Genomic DNA, 16,011 nt, shown 5'->3' with positions numbered 1-16,011 from the left:
ACAAAATGAACGAAGATCGTTACATACGGCAGACCACTTTATCAAGTTTTGGGCAACGTGCTCAGGATAAATTACATAACGCAAAAGTACTGATTGTTGGTGCTGGCGGGTTAGGCGTTCCCGTTTTACAATATTTAAATGCGATGGGTGTTGGTACCATTGGTTTAATTGATAATGATGTAGTGAGTTTAAGTAACCTTCATAGACAAGTGTTATATACAGAAGAAGATGTAAATAGGTCGAAAGTTCTGGTTGCCATTGAAAAGCTTAAAGCTCAAAATAGTGATACTGTATTTGAGGGGTATAATGCCTTACTAAATACTTCAAACGCCATTGAGATCATTAAAAAATTCGATTTGGTGGTTGATGCTTCGGATAACTTTCCAACACGTTATTTAGTAAATGATGCTTGTGTTCTTCTTAAAAAACCATTCATATACGGCGCATTGCATAGTTTTGAAGGTCATGTAAGTGTATTTAACCATAAAGAAGGACCAACGTATCGTTGCCTTTTTCCCACTATGCCAAAGGCTGAAGAAATTCCTAATTGTAATGAACAAGGTGTTCTTGGAATCTTACCGGGTATTGTAGGGAATTTGCAAGCTTTAGAGGTGGTAAAGGTACTAACTGAAATTGGTAATCCGCTCTCTGGAAAATTGCTCATAGTCAATACTCTTGATCAGCAATATCACAAGTTCAGTATAAAAAGGGTTGACGAGAACTTGAGAATTGACAAGCTTCAAGATTCGTATGATCTTAGCTGTGAAGTGCCCTTTTCAACAATTGATACTTTTGCATTTAAGCATCTTATCATGGATAGTAGCATACAATGTATAGATGTTCGTACTAAACAGGAGTATGATACCTACCATTTACAAGATGTCATCCATATTCCTTTAAATGAAATCAACGAATATGCAAATCTTATTGATTTTAAAAAGCCAGTTTATTGCATATGTCAGTCCGGAGTTCGGAGCCTTAAAGCGATTAATCAACTTCAAAAGGAATATCCGGAATCAACGTTTATCAATGTAGAAGGCGGTTATAACGCACTTCAGAGGGTAACTAGTAACTGAGTAGGCTCTTCCCATAATTACCATTAATTATCCTATAAATTCAATCCACTATAAATGAAAGCAAATACCTTAGCATTTTGCTTACAGTTTATAAGCTATGAAGGAATGCAAAACTGATTTTTTGATTATAGGTGCTGGGTTGTCAGGACTTACCTCTGCCTATTATCTTAAGAAAAATGGGATAGACAACTTTATGATTGTCGAGTCAAGAAATCGGATAGGAGGACGGATATTAACGAGAAATGCGGTGGATTTCGGAGCTGCCTGGTTTCAAAATCACCATACCAATGTTGTCAAATTATTAGATGACCTCAGTATTCAAAAATTTCATCAATATGTAAAAGGTACTAGTGTTTTGGTTTATAATTCAATGGCGCCGTCACATTTGTTTGAAAGTGATACTTCTGTTCCATCAGCATACCGTATTGGCGGAGGATCTATACGGATGATCAATACATTGGCACAACCTTTTTTAGATAAAATTCAGTTAAGTCAAAACGTACTCAATATTCTTGAGGTAGAAAATGGTTTGGTTGTTACCACACCGGAGATGGAGATTTTAACTCAAAAAGTAATTTGCACCATTCCGCCCAGGATTGCAGCCAGAATTAAATATGAACCTGAGTTACCCGAATTTGTCGAAGCGGCAATGCAACGAACTCATACATGGATGAGCAATGCGATGAAGGTAGGCTTAACATTTGAATGCCCATTTTGGCGAGACAAAGGATTTTCCGGTACAATCATTGGGCAGGTTGGAGCGGTTACTGAACTATATGATCATACAAATGAAAGTGAAAATAAGTTTAGCCTGATGGGGTTTATTAATGAAGGATTGAGAGATCTCGAATCAGATAAAAGAAAGGAGCGAATTCTAAGTTATTTGAACAAGCATTTAGGCGAAGAGGTGTTGAATTATGTAACTTACGATGAAAAAGATTGGTCTTCAGATAGACATACATCTTGCGAGACCATAAAATCGGTGTATTTAAGCCCTGAATATGGGAATCCGGTATTTCAAAAAAGGTACATGAATGATCGTTTGGTTTTTTCAGGTTCCGAAACTGCTACCGAATTTGGTGGTTACATGGATGGTGCTATAATGCGAGGACAACAAGTAGTTGAACAATTTTTAAAATAGAAATTAAAGAATGAAAAACTTTCTCATTTACATTTTTGTCTTACTTCCTTTAATAGGCTGTTCGCAGGAAGGTAAGGTCGTAGTTATCGATAATATTGCAACTTTTGAAAAAGAAATAAAACAAGAAAATGTCCAGTTGGTGGATGTTAGAAGAACTGCTGAATATGAAAAAGGTTTTATAAGGAACGCCTTACATATTGATGTGTTGCAGGAAGATACCTTTAAAGAAAAAGTTGGTAAACTTGATCCTCAAAAACCAATCTATGTCTATTGCCATGCCGGTGGCAGAAGTAAAAAGGCGAGTACTATCTTACTTGAGCTGGGGTTTAAAGAGATCTATGATTTTTCGCCGGGTTACAAGGGCTGGACTAAAAAGTCAACAAATTAGTTAGGAAGGTCTTGTCAAATTCAGATCAAATAGCAAAATATCATTTACACAAACAGCATCCTGAAAAATTGCAGTTTGAGTTGTATGATTTAAATCAGTATCGAAAGAAGAGCTTAAATGAAGCAGCACGACCCCATTCACATAGTTATTATCAAATAATTTGGTTTACGAAAGGAAGAGGTAAGCACTTTGTTGATTTTAAAGAGTACAATCTACAACCCAATACCATTTTGTTTATTTCTAAAGATCAAGTTCATGCTTTTGATCAAGATTTAGAGATAGAAGGAGCTTTGATTCATTTTAACGAGAGTTTTTTCATGCATTCTGATGTTGATATTTTTCTAAAGTATAAACTTTTTAAATCTGAAGAAAAACCGTTTTATTCAATAGGACAAGAAGTTGCAAAAAAGGCAGAAACCTATCTTGATCTTATTAAATTGGAATTAAAGAGACGAGATCAATTTGGATATGAAGAGATTATCCGGTTTCTATTGAAGTCATTTCTGATCATTTTAGAGCGAATTTACCAAAACGATACCCGACAATCTTTTGCATTTAATAGCCAATATGAAGTGGTCTATTTTCAGTTTAAAGAATTATTAGAAGCCCATTTTAACGAAGGACTTTCGGTTAAGGATTACGCTTTATTACTTAATATATCCTCTAAAACATTAACCACAATTACAAAGCAAGTAGTCGGCAAGCCACCTTCTGTTATTATCTCTGAGCGTCTTGTCTTAGAGGCAAAACGATTACTACAATTTACCAGCCTGCAAATTTCAGAAATTGCTTATAAGCTAGGGTTTGATGACGCTTCTTATTTCGTAAAATACATAAAACGTCATTTAAAAATGTCCCCAGGTCAATATCGTTTATCTAGCATGAAACAAGTTTCCTAAATGCTGCCATACCAGTTAAGTAAAAGCCAATACCTACTTCTAGTATTGTTACTAACAAAGTTGTCTATACGGTAATCAAGACCGAGCTCAAAACGATTGTTTTTAGAGAGTCTATATCCCAAGCTTGATACTAATCTAACTTCTAGGTCCTCTTGACGATTTTGAAAGCTTAGTACATATTCATTATTCATTTTTAAGTAGAATTCGTTTTCGTCAACAGCAAGTCCGGATAACGGTATTTCTGGTGCAATACGGTATCGAAATCTTGTCTCAGGCTTTTCATTATTATTAAGGGTAAGATCCGCTCTAAAGCGATGAGATAAACGAAAACCATTATATCTTCTTACTATGGTAAATTGCTCAATGAATCGATGTGACGTACTACTATCTTCCAGTCTTGTTAGATAACCTGATGCCAGTGAATTATTAAGACCTATTTTTTTAGCCACGATTACTGATAAGTCTGTTAGCAGATACTCATAGTTTTGGTTAATCCCGTTATTTTTTTTTGAAAATTGTTGACGTGACTCGACCTTGAAATTTAGCTTCCAATTATTGTGAAGCGATTTTCTTAAGTTCAGGGCGGGTAACATTCCAAATTGACGGTTTTCCTGAGCACCTATATTTGCGCTAATCAGCAAACAGAAACTAATAAAGAGAAATTTAAAAGCTCTTAATTCCATTAGTATTCTAAATTATCTGAGTTTCTGAAAATTATTTTTGACCGTTGTTCTAATTTTCCTTTATCATTAAATAATAACTCATATAAATAAACACCTGAGGAATCTTTTCCCTTTACAATTAACTCATATTTTATCGTAACAGGATTAATGGTCTTATTTTTAATTAGATCACGAATATCTTTCGGGTTTCCGGAAAATTGTTGTTGTATTTTTCTAATACGATATCGTCTAAAATTTTCATCGAGGTACTGATTGATATTCTTGTTTGCATCGCCTACTATTACGGCTTTATTAATTGTGATCTCTACATCTTCCAGAATTCCATTTTTATCGAACTCGATGCTGAAGTACTTTTTATTTGTTCGTGCTTTTGCTTCAATAGAAATACCTTTCAAGCTTTCTTCGGCATACCATTTTACTTTTTGAAAGTTATATGTAGAGACATAATCTAACGCTGGCTGGGGGACTTGGTTTAGGCGAATTCGGTATTCTTTTTCAAGTTTTTCCTGGGCCACAATCGAGCTGCTGCAACCGATTAGAAGAATGACTAATATGAAACGGCACGTGATTATATTCAAGTTTACAAGCGATTAAATTGTTTTTATAAATATACTGCCTACGCGTTTAAATTTCTTTGAAATACCTATCTTAACCAGATAATTTTATGAAGACAGTTTCAGATTTTATTTCAAGCCTTATCCCATTTGCAGAATGGATTATGCTCATTTTTGTAGTCGGAGGTGGTCTTTACCTCGCTATTCATTCCCGCTTATTACCGTATCGATATTTTAGACACGCTGTTAACATTACAAGAGGTAAATACGATAATCAAGATGACCCTGGGGAAGTTAGTCATATTCAAGCGTTGTCGGCTGCTGTTGCAGCTACAGTGGGTCTTGGTAATATTTCTGGCGTGGCGATAGCAATCTATAAAGGAGGGCCAGGTGTCGTTTTCTGGATCTGGATTACTGCCATTATTGGTATGTGTGTTAAGTTTTATTCCTGTAGTCTTGCAGTTATGTATAGGGATAATGATGATGAAAATGGGATACTGTCTGGACCTATGTATTATATTACTCAAGGTATAGGTAAAAAGGCAAAACCACTTGCCATTTTTTTCTGTTTAGCCGGTTTGATTGGTTTTTTAGCAGTTTTTACGGTAAATCAGTTTACGCAGACCTTCATGAATGTGGTTCAGCCTAATATTTCAATTGTAGATGTTGGGGTGGCTAATTGGAAATGGATTGTTGGTATGGTATGTGCCATCATTACATCGTTTGTAGTATTCGGGGGACTAAAAAAAATTACCAAAGTAACTACTGCAATTGTTCCGTTTATGGTGTTATTATATTTAATCGCAGTTGTGTTTATTATGATAATGAATGCTAATCAGATATTACCATCTTTAGGGATCATTTTTTCGGAGGCTTTTAATCTTAATACCATGGTGCAAGGAGGGTTTTGGGGTATGGTGATTCTGGGTGTTAGACGAGCGGTATTCAGTAATGAATCAGGATTGGGTAGTGCACCCATGTATCACGGTCAATCTAAAACAGACGTACCGGTAAAAGAAGGTTTGGTAGCTATGCTTGGACCTTTTATTGATACTATTGTGGTTTGTACATTAACCGCAGTAGTCATTATTATTAGTGGAGCGCACTTGGAAGCCGAAAGTAACGGTATATTAATGACCTTAATTGCCTTTAAGAAAACGTTGTTTGGCTACGGAGATGTGTTGCTCATGATTATTGTTAGTTCGTTTGCGCTTTCAACAATGTTTACCTATTCATATTACGGTACCAAGTGTTTGTCGTTTTTGTTTAAATCAAATATGTCTATTGGATATAATATTTTTTATGTGGTTACCATTATCTGGGCTGCAGTGGCGTCTGTAGATTTTGTACTGAATTTAATCGATCTCGCTTACGCGTTAATGTGTATTCCTAATATGATTGCCGTTATCTACCTGGCACCTAGAATCACGAAGCAAATGAAATTATATACCAATACTTTAAGACAAAAAGAAATTTAGGCTACCTTTTTCTAGGCGCCCTATTGATAGAAAAAGAAGTAACGATTAACCATGCAAATTTTCAATATCGTCTAAAATTCGATACGCATTTTGCGATTTTTGAGCGCTCATTTCACGATTGATTCTAGAAAAGGCAATTGCCTCCTTCATCAACGCTTTATAACGCTTTAGTAATCGTTCTTTTCGGCGTGCTTTGTTTTTATCCAAAGTCATCGTTAGTAGTTTTGATATAGTGAATTTACAAAATTATCCGTCACATTTACAAGTGGTTAAGGATGATAAATGCTAAAATATTTATAAAATGTATTTTTGCCGTATGGTGCATAAAGCAGGTTTCGTAAATATTATTGGCAATCCAAACGTTGGAAAATCAACCTTGATGAATGCCTTGATGGGTGAAAAATTATCCATTATTACATCGAAAGCACAGACTACCCGACATCGCATATTGGGTATTTTGAACGGAGATAATTTTCAAGTGGTTTTATCTGATACTCCAGGTATCATCAAGCCGGCTTATGAGTTACAAGAATCGATGATGCAGTTTGTAAAGTCGGCTTTTGATGATGCGGATGTGCTGGTTTATATGGTTGAGGTAGGTGAAAAAGATCTTAAAGATGAAGCCTTTTTCAAAAAAATCACTACTACCAAAATTCCCGTGCTACTATTGCTCAACAAAATTGACAATACCGACCAAGAATTCCTTGATACACAAATTGATCTTTGGCAAGAAAAAGTGCCAAATGCTCAGATTTATGCGATCTCAGCACTTGAAAATTTTGGAGTTGAAGAGGTGCTCCAAAAATTAATAAGTCTATTGCCAGTGTCGCCGCCATTCTATCCAAAGGATCAATTAACAGACAAACCAGAACGGTTTTTTGTAAATGAAGCAATCCGTGAAAAGATATTGTTGAACTATAAAAAAGAAATTCCCTATGCCGTTGAGGTTGATACGGAAGAGTTTGTTGAAGACGATAAAATAATCAAGATTAGGTCGGTGATCATGGTTGAACGCGAAACACAAAAGGGTATTATCATAGGGCATAAAGGTAGCATGCTTAAAAAAGTAGGTTCGCAGGCTCGTAAAGATTTGGAACAATTTTTCGGGAAACAAATTCACCTAGAATTGTATGTAAAGGTGAACAAAAATTGGCGCAGTAATCAAAAGCAGTTAAAGCGTTTTGGTTATAACCAATCATGATTTGTTCAAAGTAACAATTTCTTCACGGTGTGTAATGGTTTGGGGCAGATATGTTTCACTTAAACTAACATATTGTTTACATAAGGTTTTCATCTTTGAGGGTGTTAACTAACTCCAACCATTAATGAAAATTTTATACAGATTATTTGCGTTTGCCCTTTTGTTTGCTGTTTTTGCTTGTAACCGTTTGGACGATTTTGGTGGCGGTGGTCCGAAAGGTAACGATCCTCTTGCGATAGATTTTGAAGTACGAACTACAATTCAAGTAGGGGGTGAAGGTGCTGCGGAGATTACAGCCTATGACGTTATCAATCAAAAATTGTTTACCGTTAATGTCGAGTCTAATGAACTATCGGTATTTAGTATTGCAGATATTGACAACCCAATACAGTTACCATCAATAGACTTGTCAAGTTATGGAGCACCAAACAGCGTTGCAATTGCCAAAAGTATTATGGCAGTGGCAGTTGAAGCTCCTATTAAACAAGATCCCGGATTTGTGTTATTATTCAGTACAAAAACGCAAACTTTATTGAACACATTTAATGTAGGGGCTTTACCCGACATGGTTACGTTTTCACCAAACGGACGCTACATTGTTGTTGCAAATGAAGGTGAACCAAATGATGAATATACCATAGATCCTAAAGGTTCTATTAGCATTATTAATGTATACTCAGGTCAGGTGACTGATCTTACTTTTGATGCATTTAATAGTCAGGAAGCTATTTTAGAAAGTAACGGATTTAGAGTATTTGGACCTGGTGCTGATCTTGCTACTGATGTTGAGCCCGAGTACATTACAATATCAAAAGATTCGAAAACAGCATGGGTTAGTTTACAAGAAAATAACGGTCTTGCAAGGGTTAATTTACAAGCCAAACAAATAGAAGCTATTTATCCCCTAGGATATAAGGATTACTCAATCATTGGAAATGAGATCGATGCTAGTGATAAAGATGACAAGAAGGAACTTTTAAATTGGCCTCTCTACGGTATGTATCAGCCAGATGCAATTGAATATGTAAATATTAATGGTGCCGAATATATAATTACTGCAAATGAAGGCGACGCCAGAGATTATGATGGTTTCTCAGAAGAAGAACGTGCTGATGATCTTATCCTTGATGCTACGGTTTTCCCTGATGCTGCTGTTTTACTAATGGAGGAAAACCTTGGAAGAATAAAAGTAACCACTACATTAGGCGATACAGATGATGATGGGGATTATGATGAAATTTATAATTATGGTGCTCGTTCATTCTCCATATGGTCACCTGATGGGAGTCTTTTATATGATAGCGGAAATGACATTGCTCTCAGAACCTTAGACCTTACTCCTGATCGCTTCAATGATAATGACAAGCGAAGTGATGATAAAGGAGCAGAACCCGAAAGTGTTGAAGTTTTGAACATCAAAAACAAAAAATGGATTCTATTTGTAGGGCTTGAACGAACTGATCAAACTTTGGTCTATGATATTACAGATCCTTTAGCACCTTCATTTATTGAAATTTTATCAAGTCCTGGAGATGAAGCACCTGAAGGCTTACTAGCAATTTCTGCAAACCAGAGTCCTACCGGAAAAGCATTGTTGGTGGTTAGTAATGAAGATAGCGGTACAGTTACTATTTACGAAAACCAATAATATATTATTCTTCTCATTTAAGCCCAAGGCACATGTTGTTAAAAATATGTGCCTTTACTTTTACTACTTAATATGTTCATTACGAAGTTTTTGCATCATAAAATCATAAAGTAATTGCATTTGTTCTTTTCCTTTTGATTTTCCTATTCTACCAAAAACATACAATATAATCCATAGAAGTACCATCAACATGCACAAAGTTATTTGTGGTATATATGAAATGTTTAAACTCCAATTACTATATGCCCAAATACCAAAAATGATGAATATGGTACCTATGCCAAAGTGAAGAAAAATAAAAAATGTCCATAGGGTAGGGTTCGGCCCAAAAAGACCATACAATTTAGAAGAACCTTCATCGGTAGCATTGATCTCTAGGTGAAGTTGTGGCGACCAAAAATGAGCCTCATTTTCATTCATTTTAATAAATACATGGTCATCAACGCGCTTTACCAAAAAGCGATTATCTGAATCATAATTACTTTCGAAAATCTGAAGCAGCTTTTCATTAGACTCTTCAAAATCCAGCTGGAATCTAGGCCTAAGTACAATTTCGTTATTTAGCATTTGTATATGCAATTGATAAAGCAGTTCTGAAAATAAGGACAATTTTTAAAACCAATGTTGACTTTTATCATATTCTAATACTGACAAATTCCTGTTTACTTCTTCTATCTTCCTTCAATTGTTTCAACTATCTTTGCGGCTAAATTCACGATAAATGAGTATTGTAGCAATCGTAGGAAGACCTAATGTAGGAAAGTCGACACTTTTCAATCGGTTGATTCAACGTCGCGAAGCGATTGTTGATTCAGTTAGTGGTGTTACGAGAGACAGACATTATGGTAAATCTGATTGGAATGGGAAGGAATTTACACTGATTGATACCGGCGGCTATGTGGTGGGGTCTGATGATGAATTTGAAGAAGAAATTGACAAACAGGTAGAGTTAGCTATCGACGAAGCGGATGTAATCATTTTCATGGTCGATGTTGAAACGGGTATTACTGGAATGGATGAAGATGTTGCCAACTTATTGCGTAAGGCTAAAAAGCCTGTTTTTTTAGCAGTAAACAAGGTTGACAATAGTAAGAGAGCTTCGGATGCAGTTGAGTTTTACAACTTGGGACTTGGAGACTATTATACCATTGCCAGCACCAACGGTAGTGGTACAGGTGATTTGCTTGATGCGCTTGTGGAAAAACTGCCTGAGACACAGGAAGAAGATGATGAAGAATTACCACGTTTTGCGGTGGTGGGTAGACCCAATGCGGGAAAATCATCTTTCATTAATGCACTAATTGGTCAAGATCGTTTTGTGGTTACTAATATTGCTGGCACTACTAGAGATAGCATTGACACCAAATATAATCGTTTTGGATTCGATTTTAAGCTCGTAGACACCGCAGGAATTCGACGTAAGAGTAAAGTAAAAGAGGATCTTGAATTTTATTCGGTAATGCGAAGCATTAGGGCTATAGAGTATGCTGATGTATGCCTATTGGTGCTTGACGCTACAAGAGGTTTTGACGGTCAGGTTCAAAATATATTTTGGCTGGCTCAACGAAACCGCAAGGGTATTGTGATCTTGGTGAATAAATGGGATTTGGTAGAAAAAGATAATCATACCACAAAAGACTTTGAAAAAACAATCAGAAAGCAGTGCGAGCCATTTACTGATATTCCTATCGTGTTTATTTCAGCTTTGACCAAACAGCGAATTTTTAAAGCGATAGAAACCGCGGTTGAAGTTTATAAGAACCGGTCAAAAAGAATTGCCACCAGTAAATTAAATGATACGCTACTTCCTATAATAGAAAACAGACCACCGCCGGCGTACAAGGGTAAGTATGTAAAAATTAAGTTCATTACACAGCTTCCAACAAAACAGCCACAATTTGCTTTTTTCTGTAATCTACCTCAATATGTGAAAGATCCCTATAAACGATTTCTTGAAAATCAACTTCGCGAACATTTTGATTTCCATGGGGTGCCAATAGATGTTTATATGCGCAAGAAATAGGTTACTGCAATTTTGTAAATAGATGTGAGTTTATCGATTGGTATGTTTTTTGCGTAATTTTAGTTATGAAATATATATTAATCTTTTGTTTTTGTTTGAGCCTGCAAGCTCAAGACATGAATCCTTTACTGCAATACCAAAAAGGAAAACGCTTAATCGTGCTGATTACTAAAAGCGTTAAAGCATCAGACTACAACGGGCAACTGAATTCTTTTAATGATTACAAAAAGGAAATGAGAGAACGAGATATTGTTCTTTTTACCTTAGAAGAAGGTCGTCTTGTTAATCATAAACGAGGAAAAGAGTATCAAGTTGATGAAGCGTCAGTTAGAAAAGCTTATAACTTATCAAAAACCTTTAATGGGATTATCTTAATAGGAAAAGATACACGTATAAAAATGTCTGAACCTTTTGGTGTTCTGCCAGCGCGTATTTTTGCAAGTATAGATAAAATGCCGATGAGGATTCGCGAAATGAGAAAAGGAAAATAAAAGTTTCCAGTAGTGTTTAACTCTTAAGATTACTGCCTTTTTCACTTTTGTTTTCATCATGCAACCTAAACATAACGATGACATGAGGAAAGGTAATTGCTGCCAAAAATGCAAAGAACACAGACAGAAATAGGAGCTGTGAATCTTTTAAAAAATAATAAATCAATAGTAGCCCTATAATTGAGACCAACCAATAAGCGAAAGACGACTTTAAATATTGCAGTACAGTTTTATGATTGAAATCACCATATAGATATTTAACTTGCTCAAATAATGATGGTATACTGTGCCATAAAACAAAGTAAATACAAAACGCCCATATTAAGGATGCCAGTTTGAAAACGATAAAAAAGACGAACAGATAAAATAACTCCTTAATAATAATAGTATTTGTACTGTCTGTATAAATTGCATATCCCACGCTGATTACAAATAGAATAGCGCTCATAGTAAAAAGAAGTCCTATATATAATGCAGGTATGTTATGGGTAGTAAGATTGGCTACTATGATCAGTACTTCGTCCTGATTGGTTATAAATAACATTCCTAAAACTACCAGGCCGTGAAAGCCATATACAAGGTGTCTTATAGCTTTTTTTCCTTTAAATTGATGTTCCCAATGTTGTTCTCCAAAGTGATAGGCACTAAACAATATGAAAGTTATAAGCGCGATCGCGGGTAGATAATAGAACAATATTGCACCCAGTAGTACGATGGTGATATATATAAAAAGAATCGATCCGGGTTTTTTTGATGATGATTTACTGAAACTTTTTCTAAGTAGTTTAAAGTCATTTGCTCCATGTAAGATTCCAAATGATAGTATTAAAGCAAAAGCAACAGTTTGCTCGATTTGTTCCTCAAAGTTAACAGTAAACCACAAACAGAAGAAGGTAGAAACCAAGGTTAAATTCATCATTTTCTCAAAATTGCTCCTCATAAATTCAATTTTGTTTAAAAAAATATGCATAAAGTTAAACATATTTGTTTAATCTTTTGTAATTTTAGCTGAACAAAATTCTTAAAACACAAATTTATTATGGAAATGTTTAGTAGTACAATGGGACTTGTTAGCAAAATGGCTAGCAATGACTATGTAGGTTTCACATTCTTCGTAGGATGTATGGCTATGATGGCCGCTTCGGTATTTTTCTTCTTTTCAATGAACTCATACGATAGGAAATGGAGAACTTCGATCTTAGTATCGGGGCTTATCACATTTATTGCGGCTGTACATTACTGGTACATGCGCGACTACTGGGCTGTAAATGCTGAGTCACCTACCTTTTTCAGGTATGTAGACTGGATATTAACAGTACCGTTAATGTGCGTTGAGTTTTACTTAATTCTTAAAGTTGCTGGGGCAAAAAAGACTCTCATGTGGCGATTGATTTTCTTATCAGTAATTATGTTGGTTACTGGTTATATAGGAGAAGCTGTAGATCGTGACAACGCATGGCTTTGGGGTCTAGTATCTGGTATCGCTTACTTCGTTATTGTTTATGACATTTGGTTAGGTAAAGCAAAAAAATTGGCTCAAGAGGCTGGTGGTGCTGTACTTTCAGCTCATAAAACCTTGTGCTGGTTTGTTTTAGTTGGCTGGGCAATCTATCCGTTGGGCTATATGGCGGGTACACCTGGTTGGTACGAAGGTATTTTTGGAGGCTTATCGCTTGATGTTGTTTATAATATTGGTGATGCTATCAATAAAATTGGATTTGGTTTGGTTGTTTACAACCTAGCTGTTTCTGCTTCTTCACATAATTCGCAAGCGGCGTAATCCAATATCCTGTTTAGTTAGTTGGTTAGAAAGGAATTGTCTTCTCAAGACAATTCCTTTTTTAGTTACGAGGCTCCTAATTAAAGTAATTGACTCTATTGATATTAGGGTTGGTAGCGCGATATTATACTAATATGAAGTATATGTTAATAGGACTTTTCCAGCCGATTTAAAATGTAATGGTTCCTTCGTCTAACCATTCGATAATTGGTCTTGTTACTCCGTAATGATCAGTATCGATTGCAATAATTTTTACTTTTTTCGATTTTAGAAAAGAGATTTCCTCTTCGTTTAACGCCCCCACATTCTGGTCCCTTTTACCATAACAGACTACGAGGTTAGAAATATTTTTATCAGCAAGTTCTTCAGTAAACTTTCTAATTCCTAAACCAGCCTTTAACATTTCACTTGCACGTCTTATTTTAAAATACCGTTCGGTTCTAAAGGGGTTTTTACCACGGGTAGTGTCCGGTTCTTGTAATGTTATACCATCTGATTTAAATTTTGAATTAAATCCCTTTAACTGATAGTACGTTTGAAGCGAGTCGGCATTTAATCGTCCATTTAGCATAAAATATTTATCTGCGAGAGATGGCTTGGTAGCCAAATAATGAGGAATTAAAAATGCACTGTAAGAATGACCAACTACTACAACATATTTATCTCGATCTTTGAAATATTTAATGGCCCGATACATCATTTCAGTAGAGTTGTTAATTTCTTTTATCCCATCTTCAAGATCAAAAGATTTTTTCCAATTAAATATCTCCAGGTTATATGTAGTCGATTGATGAAGGCTAACAAAGTAATAGTTTTTAAAATTATTAAGATAACTCCAGGCTATTTTACCGTTGTATGCATAGTCTAATTGATTTTTGGGGCCGCCATCTCCCATAATTAAAACCGTATCATTTTCAATATTTCCTTCAGCCATCCAGAGTTTAGTAGTGTCTTTAGTGAAAGTAGTAGGGGCATAGTTACTAGGCTCCTGAGTATCTATTTTTTCTTTTGACTTTGGCTTACTAATGTTTTGATCACAAGATAAGACGCTCAATAGTATAAGCGCTAATACTATCAAAGACTGCAAGGTTATATTTTTCATAATTAGCGTGTTATTTAAAATTATCTTTATATCAAGATATATTGCTAATATATACAATTTATCTTTACATAAAGATAAATTAAGAATATTTTTGTGAAATAATATATAGTTAAGGAAAGAGGAGGGTAATACGAATAATTTGGTTTCAGCTTATAATAAAGAGCAATCTGAATTAAATGTCTCTGATACGAGAATTGTCAATCGGATGTTAAAACATGGAAAATATTTGCGGAAATAGCAGCGGGATACACTCTTTTGATTTAGTTACATTGGAAAATTTTTGAAGTTCAAGGAATCTATATCGACTTAGCTTACCAACTTCCGCTAGCTCCACCACCACCGAAGCCTCCTCCACCAAATCCACCGCCAAATCCACCGCCACTAGATCCCCCACCAAAGATTCCGCCACCTGAAGAACTTCTACCGTAACCACCACGTCCCATATTGCTTAGTATAATAATATCCCATAAATCATAGCTAGTAGAACTGGTGCCACCTTTTCCACCCCTATTGCTATTTATTCTTGAAAGTATCACCAATATCACAAAGAAAACAAAGATCAAAAATGGACCAATTGGTATATTATTTTTGCTTCTTCTTTGAGGTGTTCCTTTAAAAGTTCCGGTAAGGACTTCAAAAATCGCATCCGTTCCTCTATTTAGACCTTGATAGTAATTACCCTGTTTAAATTGAGGGATAATTATACGGTCAATAATTCTTTTTGATAGTGCATCAGTAAGAACAGGTTCAATGCCATATCCGGTGCTAATCGCTATACGACGGTCCTCTCTAGCCAGCAACATGAGAATTCCATTATCTTCTTTTTCGCGTCCAATTCCCCATTTTTGTCCCCATTGTGCACCTAGATAATTAATGTTTTCACCTTTGGTAGATGGAATGACAACAACTACAATTTGAGTTGAGGTACTATCAGAATATCGTATTAGTTTGGACTCAAGCGAGGATTTTTGAGAATTACTTAGCACTCCAACTTGATCATAAACACTGGTTTGAAAAGCTGGTTTTTCAGGAATGTTATATTGTGCATTTAGCCTAGTAGCGTAACAGACGACAACTAATAAAAAAATAGTTTTTAGTTGCTGCATTACCCTTTAGAAATTTCATCAGTTAACTCATTAGTGTCATAGTCATCCCATGGAAAATGCGCTTGTAGTTCTTTGCCAGCCAATAAAATTCCTTCTACAAGCCCTTGTTTAAATGATCCCTTTCTAAAATGAGATTCAATAAGACTTTTAGTTTTTTTCCAAAAATTTTCTGGTACCACTTTATTGATTCCGGCATCACCGCAGATTGAAAATGTATGATCTTCTACAGCCACATAAATGAGTACTCCATTTGCATCTTTAGTATTATCCATTTTGAGTTGGTGGAATAGGTAAGTTGCACGTTCATAGGGTTCTAATTTTCCAGAGGTTTTTTCCCGATGTACGCGAATTTCTCCCGAGGTGTATTGTTCAGCTTGTCGAATAGCAGCAATAACCTCTTGCTCCTCGCCAGTGGTTAAAAATGATTCGACCTGTGACATG

Annotated in this window: 18 protein-coding genes; 10 read left to right on the top strand and 8 right to left on the bottom strand. The window is 35.5% G+C overall.

All coding sequences use genetic code 11. The annotated features are described in order from the left end of the window. Positions 1 to 5 precede the first annotated feature (5 nt). From ABN763_RS14565 to ABN763_RS14550, 4 genes are all read left to right on the top strand, one after another. Positions 6 to 1,076 carry a ThiF family adenylyltransferase gene (locus ABN763_RS14565; protein ID WP_410486223.1) on the top strand — a complete coding sequence of 357 codons (1,071 nt, stop codon included), beginning with the start codon at positions 6 to 8 and terminating at the stop codon, positions 1,074 to 1,076. 97 nt (positions 1,077 to 1,173) lie between these two features. Further along, complete coding sequence (locus tag ABN763_RS14560; protein ID WP_410486222.1) at positions 1,174 to 2,217, top strand: flavin monoamine oxidase family protein; 1,044 nt, start codon at positions 1,174 to 1,176, stop codon at positions 2,215 to 2,217. Between the two features lie 10 nt (positions 2,218 to 2,227). After that, entirely contained in the window at positions 2,228 to 2,605 is a 378-nt protein-coding gene (locus ABN763_RS14555; protein ID WP_410486221.1) for a rhodanese-like domain-containing protein, read from the top strand. Positions 2,606 to 2,616: 11 nt separating this feature from the next. Then, positions 2,617 to 3,504 carry an AraC family transcriptional regulator gene (locus ABN763_RS14550; protein WP_410486220.1) on the top strand — a complete coding sequence of 296 codons (888 nt, stop codon included), beginning with the start codon at positions 2,617 to 2,619 and terminating at the stop codon, positions 3,502 to 3,504. On the opposite strand, the gene ABN763_RS14545 is transcribed toward ABN763_RS14550, so the two are convergent. Continuing rightward, positions 3,501 to 4,187 carry a DUF2490 domain-containing protein gene (locus tag ABN763_RS14545; RefSeq protein ID WP_410486219.1) on the bottom strand — a complete coding sequence of 229 codons (687 nt, stop codon included), beginning with the start codon at positions 4,185 to 4,187 and terminating at the stop codon, positions 3,501 to 3,503. The two genes, ABN763_RS14550 and ABN763_RS14545, sit on opposite strands and share 4 nt — an antisense overlap. After that, complete coding sequence (locus ABN763_RS14540) at positions 4,187 to 4,765, bottom strand: hypothetical protein (protein WP_410486218.1); 579 nt, start codon at positions 4,763 to 4,765, stop codon at positions 4,187 to 4,189. Before ABN763_RS14540 ends, ABN763_RS14545 begins: the two co-directional genes overlap by 1 nt. 86 nt (positions 4,766 to 4,851) lie before the next feature. Here ABN763_RS14540 and ABN763_RS14535 point away from each other — a divergent pair, with 86 nt between their 5' ends. Further along, positions 4,852 to 6,219, top strand: a complete 1,368-nt coding sequence (locus ABN763_RS14535) for an alanine/glycine:cation symporter family protein (protein ID WP_410486217.1) — start codon at positions 4,852 to 4,854, stop codon at positions 6,217 to 6,219. Between the two features lie 45 nt (positions 6,220 to 6,264). Here ABN763_RS14535 and ABN763_RS14530 read toward each other — a convergent pair whose 3' ends face one another. Beyond that, the gene (locus tag ABN763_RS14530; protein WP_410486216.1) at positions 6,265 to 6,432 is read right to left on the bottom strand and encodes a Lacal_2735 family protein; all 168 of its coding nucleotides are present in this window, start codon (positions 6,430 to 6,432) and stop codon (positions 6,265 to 6,267) included. Positions 6,433 to 6,535: 103 nt separating this feature from the next. On the opposite strand from ABN763_RS14530, the gene era reads away from it, so the two are divergent. After that, entirely contained in the window at positions 6,536 to 7,420 is an 885-nt protein-coding gene (era, locus tag ABN763_RS14525; RefSeq protein ID WP_410486215.1) for a GTPase Era, read from the top strand. 124 nt (positions 7,421 to 7,544) lie between these two features. Further along, on the top strand, positions 7,545 to 9,068 hold the full coding sequence (locus ABN763_RS14520) for a choice-of-anchor I family protein (protein WP_410486214.1): 1,524 nt from the start codon (positions 7,545 to 7,547) through the stop codon (positions 9,066 to 9,068). A 63-nt stretch (positions 9,069 to 9,131) separates the two neighbouring features. Here the strand turns inward: ABN763_RS14520 and ABN763_RS14515 are convergent, their stop codons facing one another. After that, positions 9,132 to 9,635: a GTP-binding protein gene (locus tag ABN763_RS14515; protein WP_410486213.1), complete on the bottom strand. Its 504-nt coding sequence runs from the start codon at positions 9,633 to 9,635 to the stop codon at positions 9,132 to 9,134. A 154-nt stretch (positions 9,636 to 9,789) separates the two neighbouring features. Between ABN763_RS14515 and der the strand changes: the two genes are divergently transcribed. Next, positions 9,790 to 11,091 (top strand): ribosome biogenesis GTPase Der, encoded by a 1,302-nt coding sequence (der, locus tag ABN763_RS14510; RefSeq protein ID WP_410486212.1) that lies wholly within the window; start codon positions 9,790 to 9,792, stop codon positions 11,089 to 11,091. A 65-nt stretch (positions 11,092 to 11,156) separates the two neighbouring features. Continuing rightward, positions 11,157 to 11,582, top strand: coding sequence for a DUF4174 domain-containing protein (locus tag ABN763_RS14505; protein ID WP_410486211.1), 426 nt, complete (start codon positions 11,157 to 11,159; stop codon positions 11,580 to 11,582). Positions 11,583 to 11,598: 16 nt separating this feature from the next. Here ABN763_RS14505 and ABN763_RS14500 read toward each other — a convergent pair whose 3' ends face one another. After that, a complete protein-coding gene (locus ABN763_RS14500) occupies positions 11,599 to 12,522 on the bottom strand; it encodes a Brp/Blh family beta-carotene 15,15'-dioxygenase (protein WP_410486210.1) in 924 nt (307 codons plus the stop codon). A 99-nt stretch (positions 12,523 to 12,621) separates the two neighbouring features. Here ABN763_RS14500 and ABN763_RS14495 point away from each other — a divergent pair, with 99 nt between their 5' ends. Then, positions 12,622 to 13,362 carry a bacteriorhodopsin-like gene (locus ABN763_RS14495; RefSeq protein WP_410486209.1) on the top strand — a complete coding sequence of 247 codons (741 nt, stop codon included), beginning with the start codon at positions 12,622 to 12,624 and terminating at the stop codon, positions 13,360 to 13,362. 169 nt (positions 13,363 to 13,531) lie between these two features. Here ABN763_RS14495 and ABN763_RS14490 read toward each other — a convergent pair whose 3' ends face one another. The 3 genes from ABN763_RS14490 to ABN763_RS14480 all read right to left on the bottom strand — a co-directional run bounded on the left by ABN763_RS14490 (position 13,532) and on the right by ABN763_RS14480 (position 16,010). Continuing rightward, on the bottom strand, positions 13,532 to 14,464 hold the full coding sequence (locus ABN763_RS14490; protein WP_410486208.1) for a hypothetical protein: 933 nt from the start codon (positions 14,462 to 14,464) through the stop codon (positions 13,532 to 13,534). Positions 14,465 to 14,775: 311 nt separating this feature from the next. Next, the gene (locus tag ABN763_RS14485; protein WP_410486207.1) at positions 14,776 to 15,570 is read right to left on the bottom strand and encodes a TPM domain-containing protein; all 795 of its coding nucleotides are present in this window, start codon (positions 15,568 to 15,570) and stop codon (positions 14,776 to 14,778) included. Further along, a complete protein-coding gene (locus ABN763_RS14480) occupies positions 15,570 to 16,010 on the bottom strand; it encodes a TPM domain-containing protein (RefSeq protein ID WP_410486206.1) in 441 nt (146 codons plus the stop codon). Before ABN763_RS14480 ends, ABN763_RS14485 begins: the two co-directional genes overlap by 1 nt. Position 16,011: the final 1 nt, after the last annotated feature.

The organism is Spongiivirga sp. MCCC 1A20706, from assembly GCF_046524175.1.
In the GTDB taxonomy this organism is placed as follows: domain Bacteria; phylum Bacteroidota; class Bacteroidia; order Flavobacteriales; family Flavobacteriaceae; genus Spongiivirga.
This window is presented reverse-complemented; position numbering and strand designations above follow the sequence as displayed.

Coding starts and splice junctions, on each gene's coding strand:
- ABN763_RS14565 (WP_410486223.1), top strand. CDS start 6: ATGAACGAAGATCGTTACATACGGCAGACCACTTTATCAAGTTTTGGG.
- ABN763_RS14560 (WP_410486222.1), top strand. CDS start 1,174: ATGAAGGAATGCAAAACTGATTTTTTGATTATAGGTGCTGGGTTGTCA.
- ABN763_RS14555 (WP_410486221.1), top strand. CDS start 2,228: ATGAAAAACTTTCTCATTTACATTTTTGTCTTACTTCCTTTAATAGGC.
- ABN763_RS14545 (WP_410486219.1), bottom strand. CDS start 4,187: ATGGAATTAAGAGCTTTTAAATTTCTCTTTATTAGTTTCTGTTTGCTG.
- ABN763_RS14535 (WP_410486217.1), top strand. CDS start 4,852: ATGAAGACAGTTTCAGATTTTATTTCAAGCCTTATCCCATTTGCAGAA.
- ABN763_RS14530 (WP_410486216.1), bottom strand. CDS start 6,432: ATGACTTTGGATAAAAACAAAGCACGCCGAAAAGAACGATTACTAAAG.
- era (WP_410486215.1), top strand. CDS start 6,536: ATGGTGCATAAAGCAGGTTTCGTAAATATTATTGGCAATCCAAACGTT.
- ABN763_RS14520 (WP_410486214.1), top strand. CDS start 7,545: ATGAAAATTTTATACAGATTATTTGCGTTTGCCCTTTTGTTTGCTGTT.
- ABN763_RS14515 (WP_410486213.1), bottom strand. CDS start 9,635: ATGCTAAATAACGAAATTGTACTTAGGCCTAGATTCCAGCTGGATTTT.
- der (WP_410486212.1), top strand. CDS start 9,790: ATGAGTATTGTAGCAATCGTAGGAAGACCTAATGTAGGAAAGTCGACA.
- ABN763_RS14505 (WP_410486211.1), top strand. CDS start 11,157: ATGAAATATATATTAATCTTTTGTTTTTGTTTGAGCCTGCAAGCTCAA.
- ABN763_RS14500 (WP_410486210.1), bottom strand. CDS start 12,522: ATGAGGAGCAATTTTGAGAAAATGATGAATTTAACCTTGGTTTCTACC.
- ABN763_RS14495 (WP_410486209.1), top strand. CDS start 12,622: ATGGAAATGTTTAGTAGTACAATGGGACTTGTTAGCAAAATGGCTAGC.
- ABN763_RS14490 (WP_410486208.1), bottom strand. CDS start 14,464: ATGAAAAATATAACCTTGCAGTCTTTGATAGTATTAGCGCTTATACTA.
- ABN763_RS14485 (WP_410486207.1), bottom strand. CDS start 15,570: ATGCAGCAACTAAAAACTATTTTTTTATTAGTTGTCGTCTGTTACGCT.
- ABN763_RS14480 (WP_410486206.1), bottom strand. CDS start 16,010: ATGTCACAGGTCGAATCATTTTTAACCACTGGCGAGGAGCAAGAGGTT.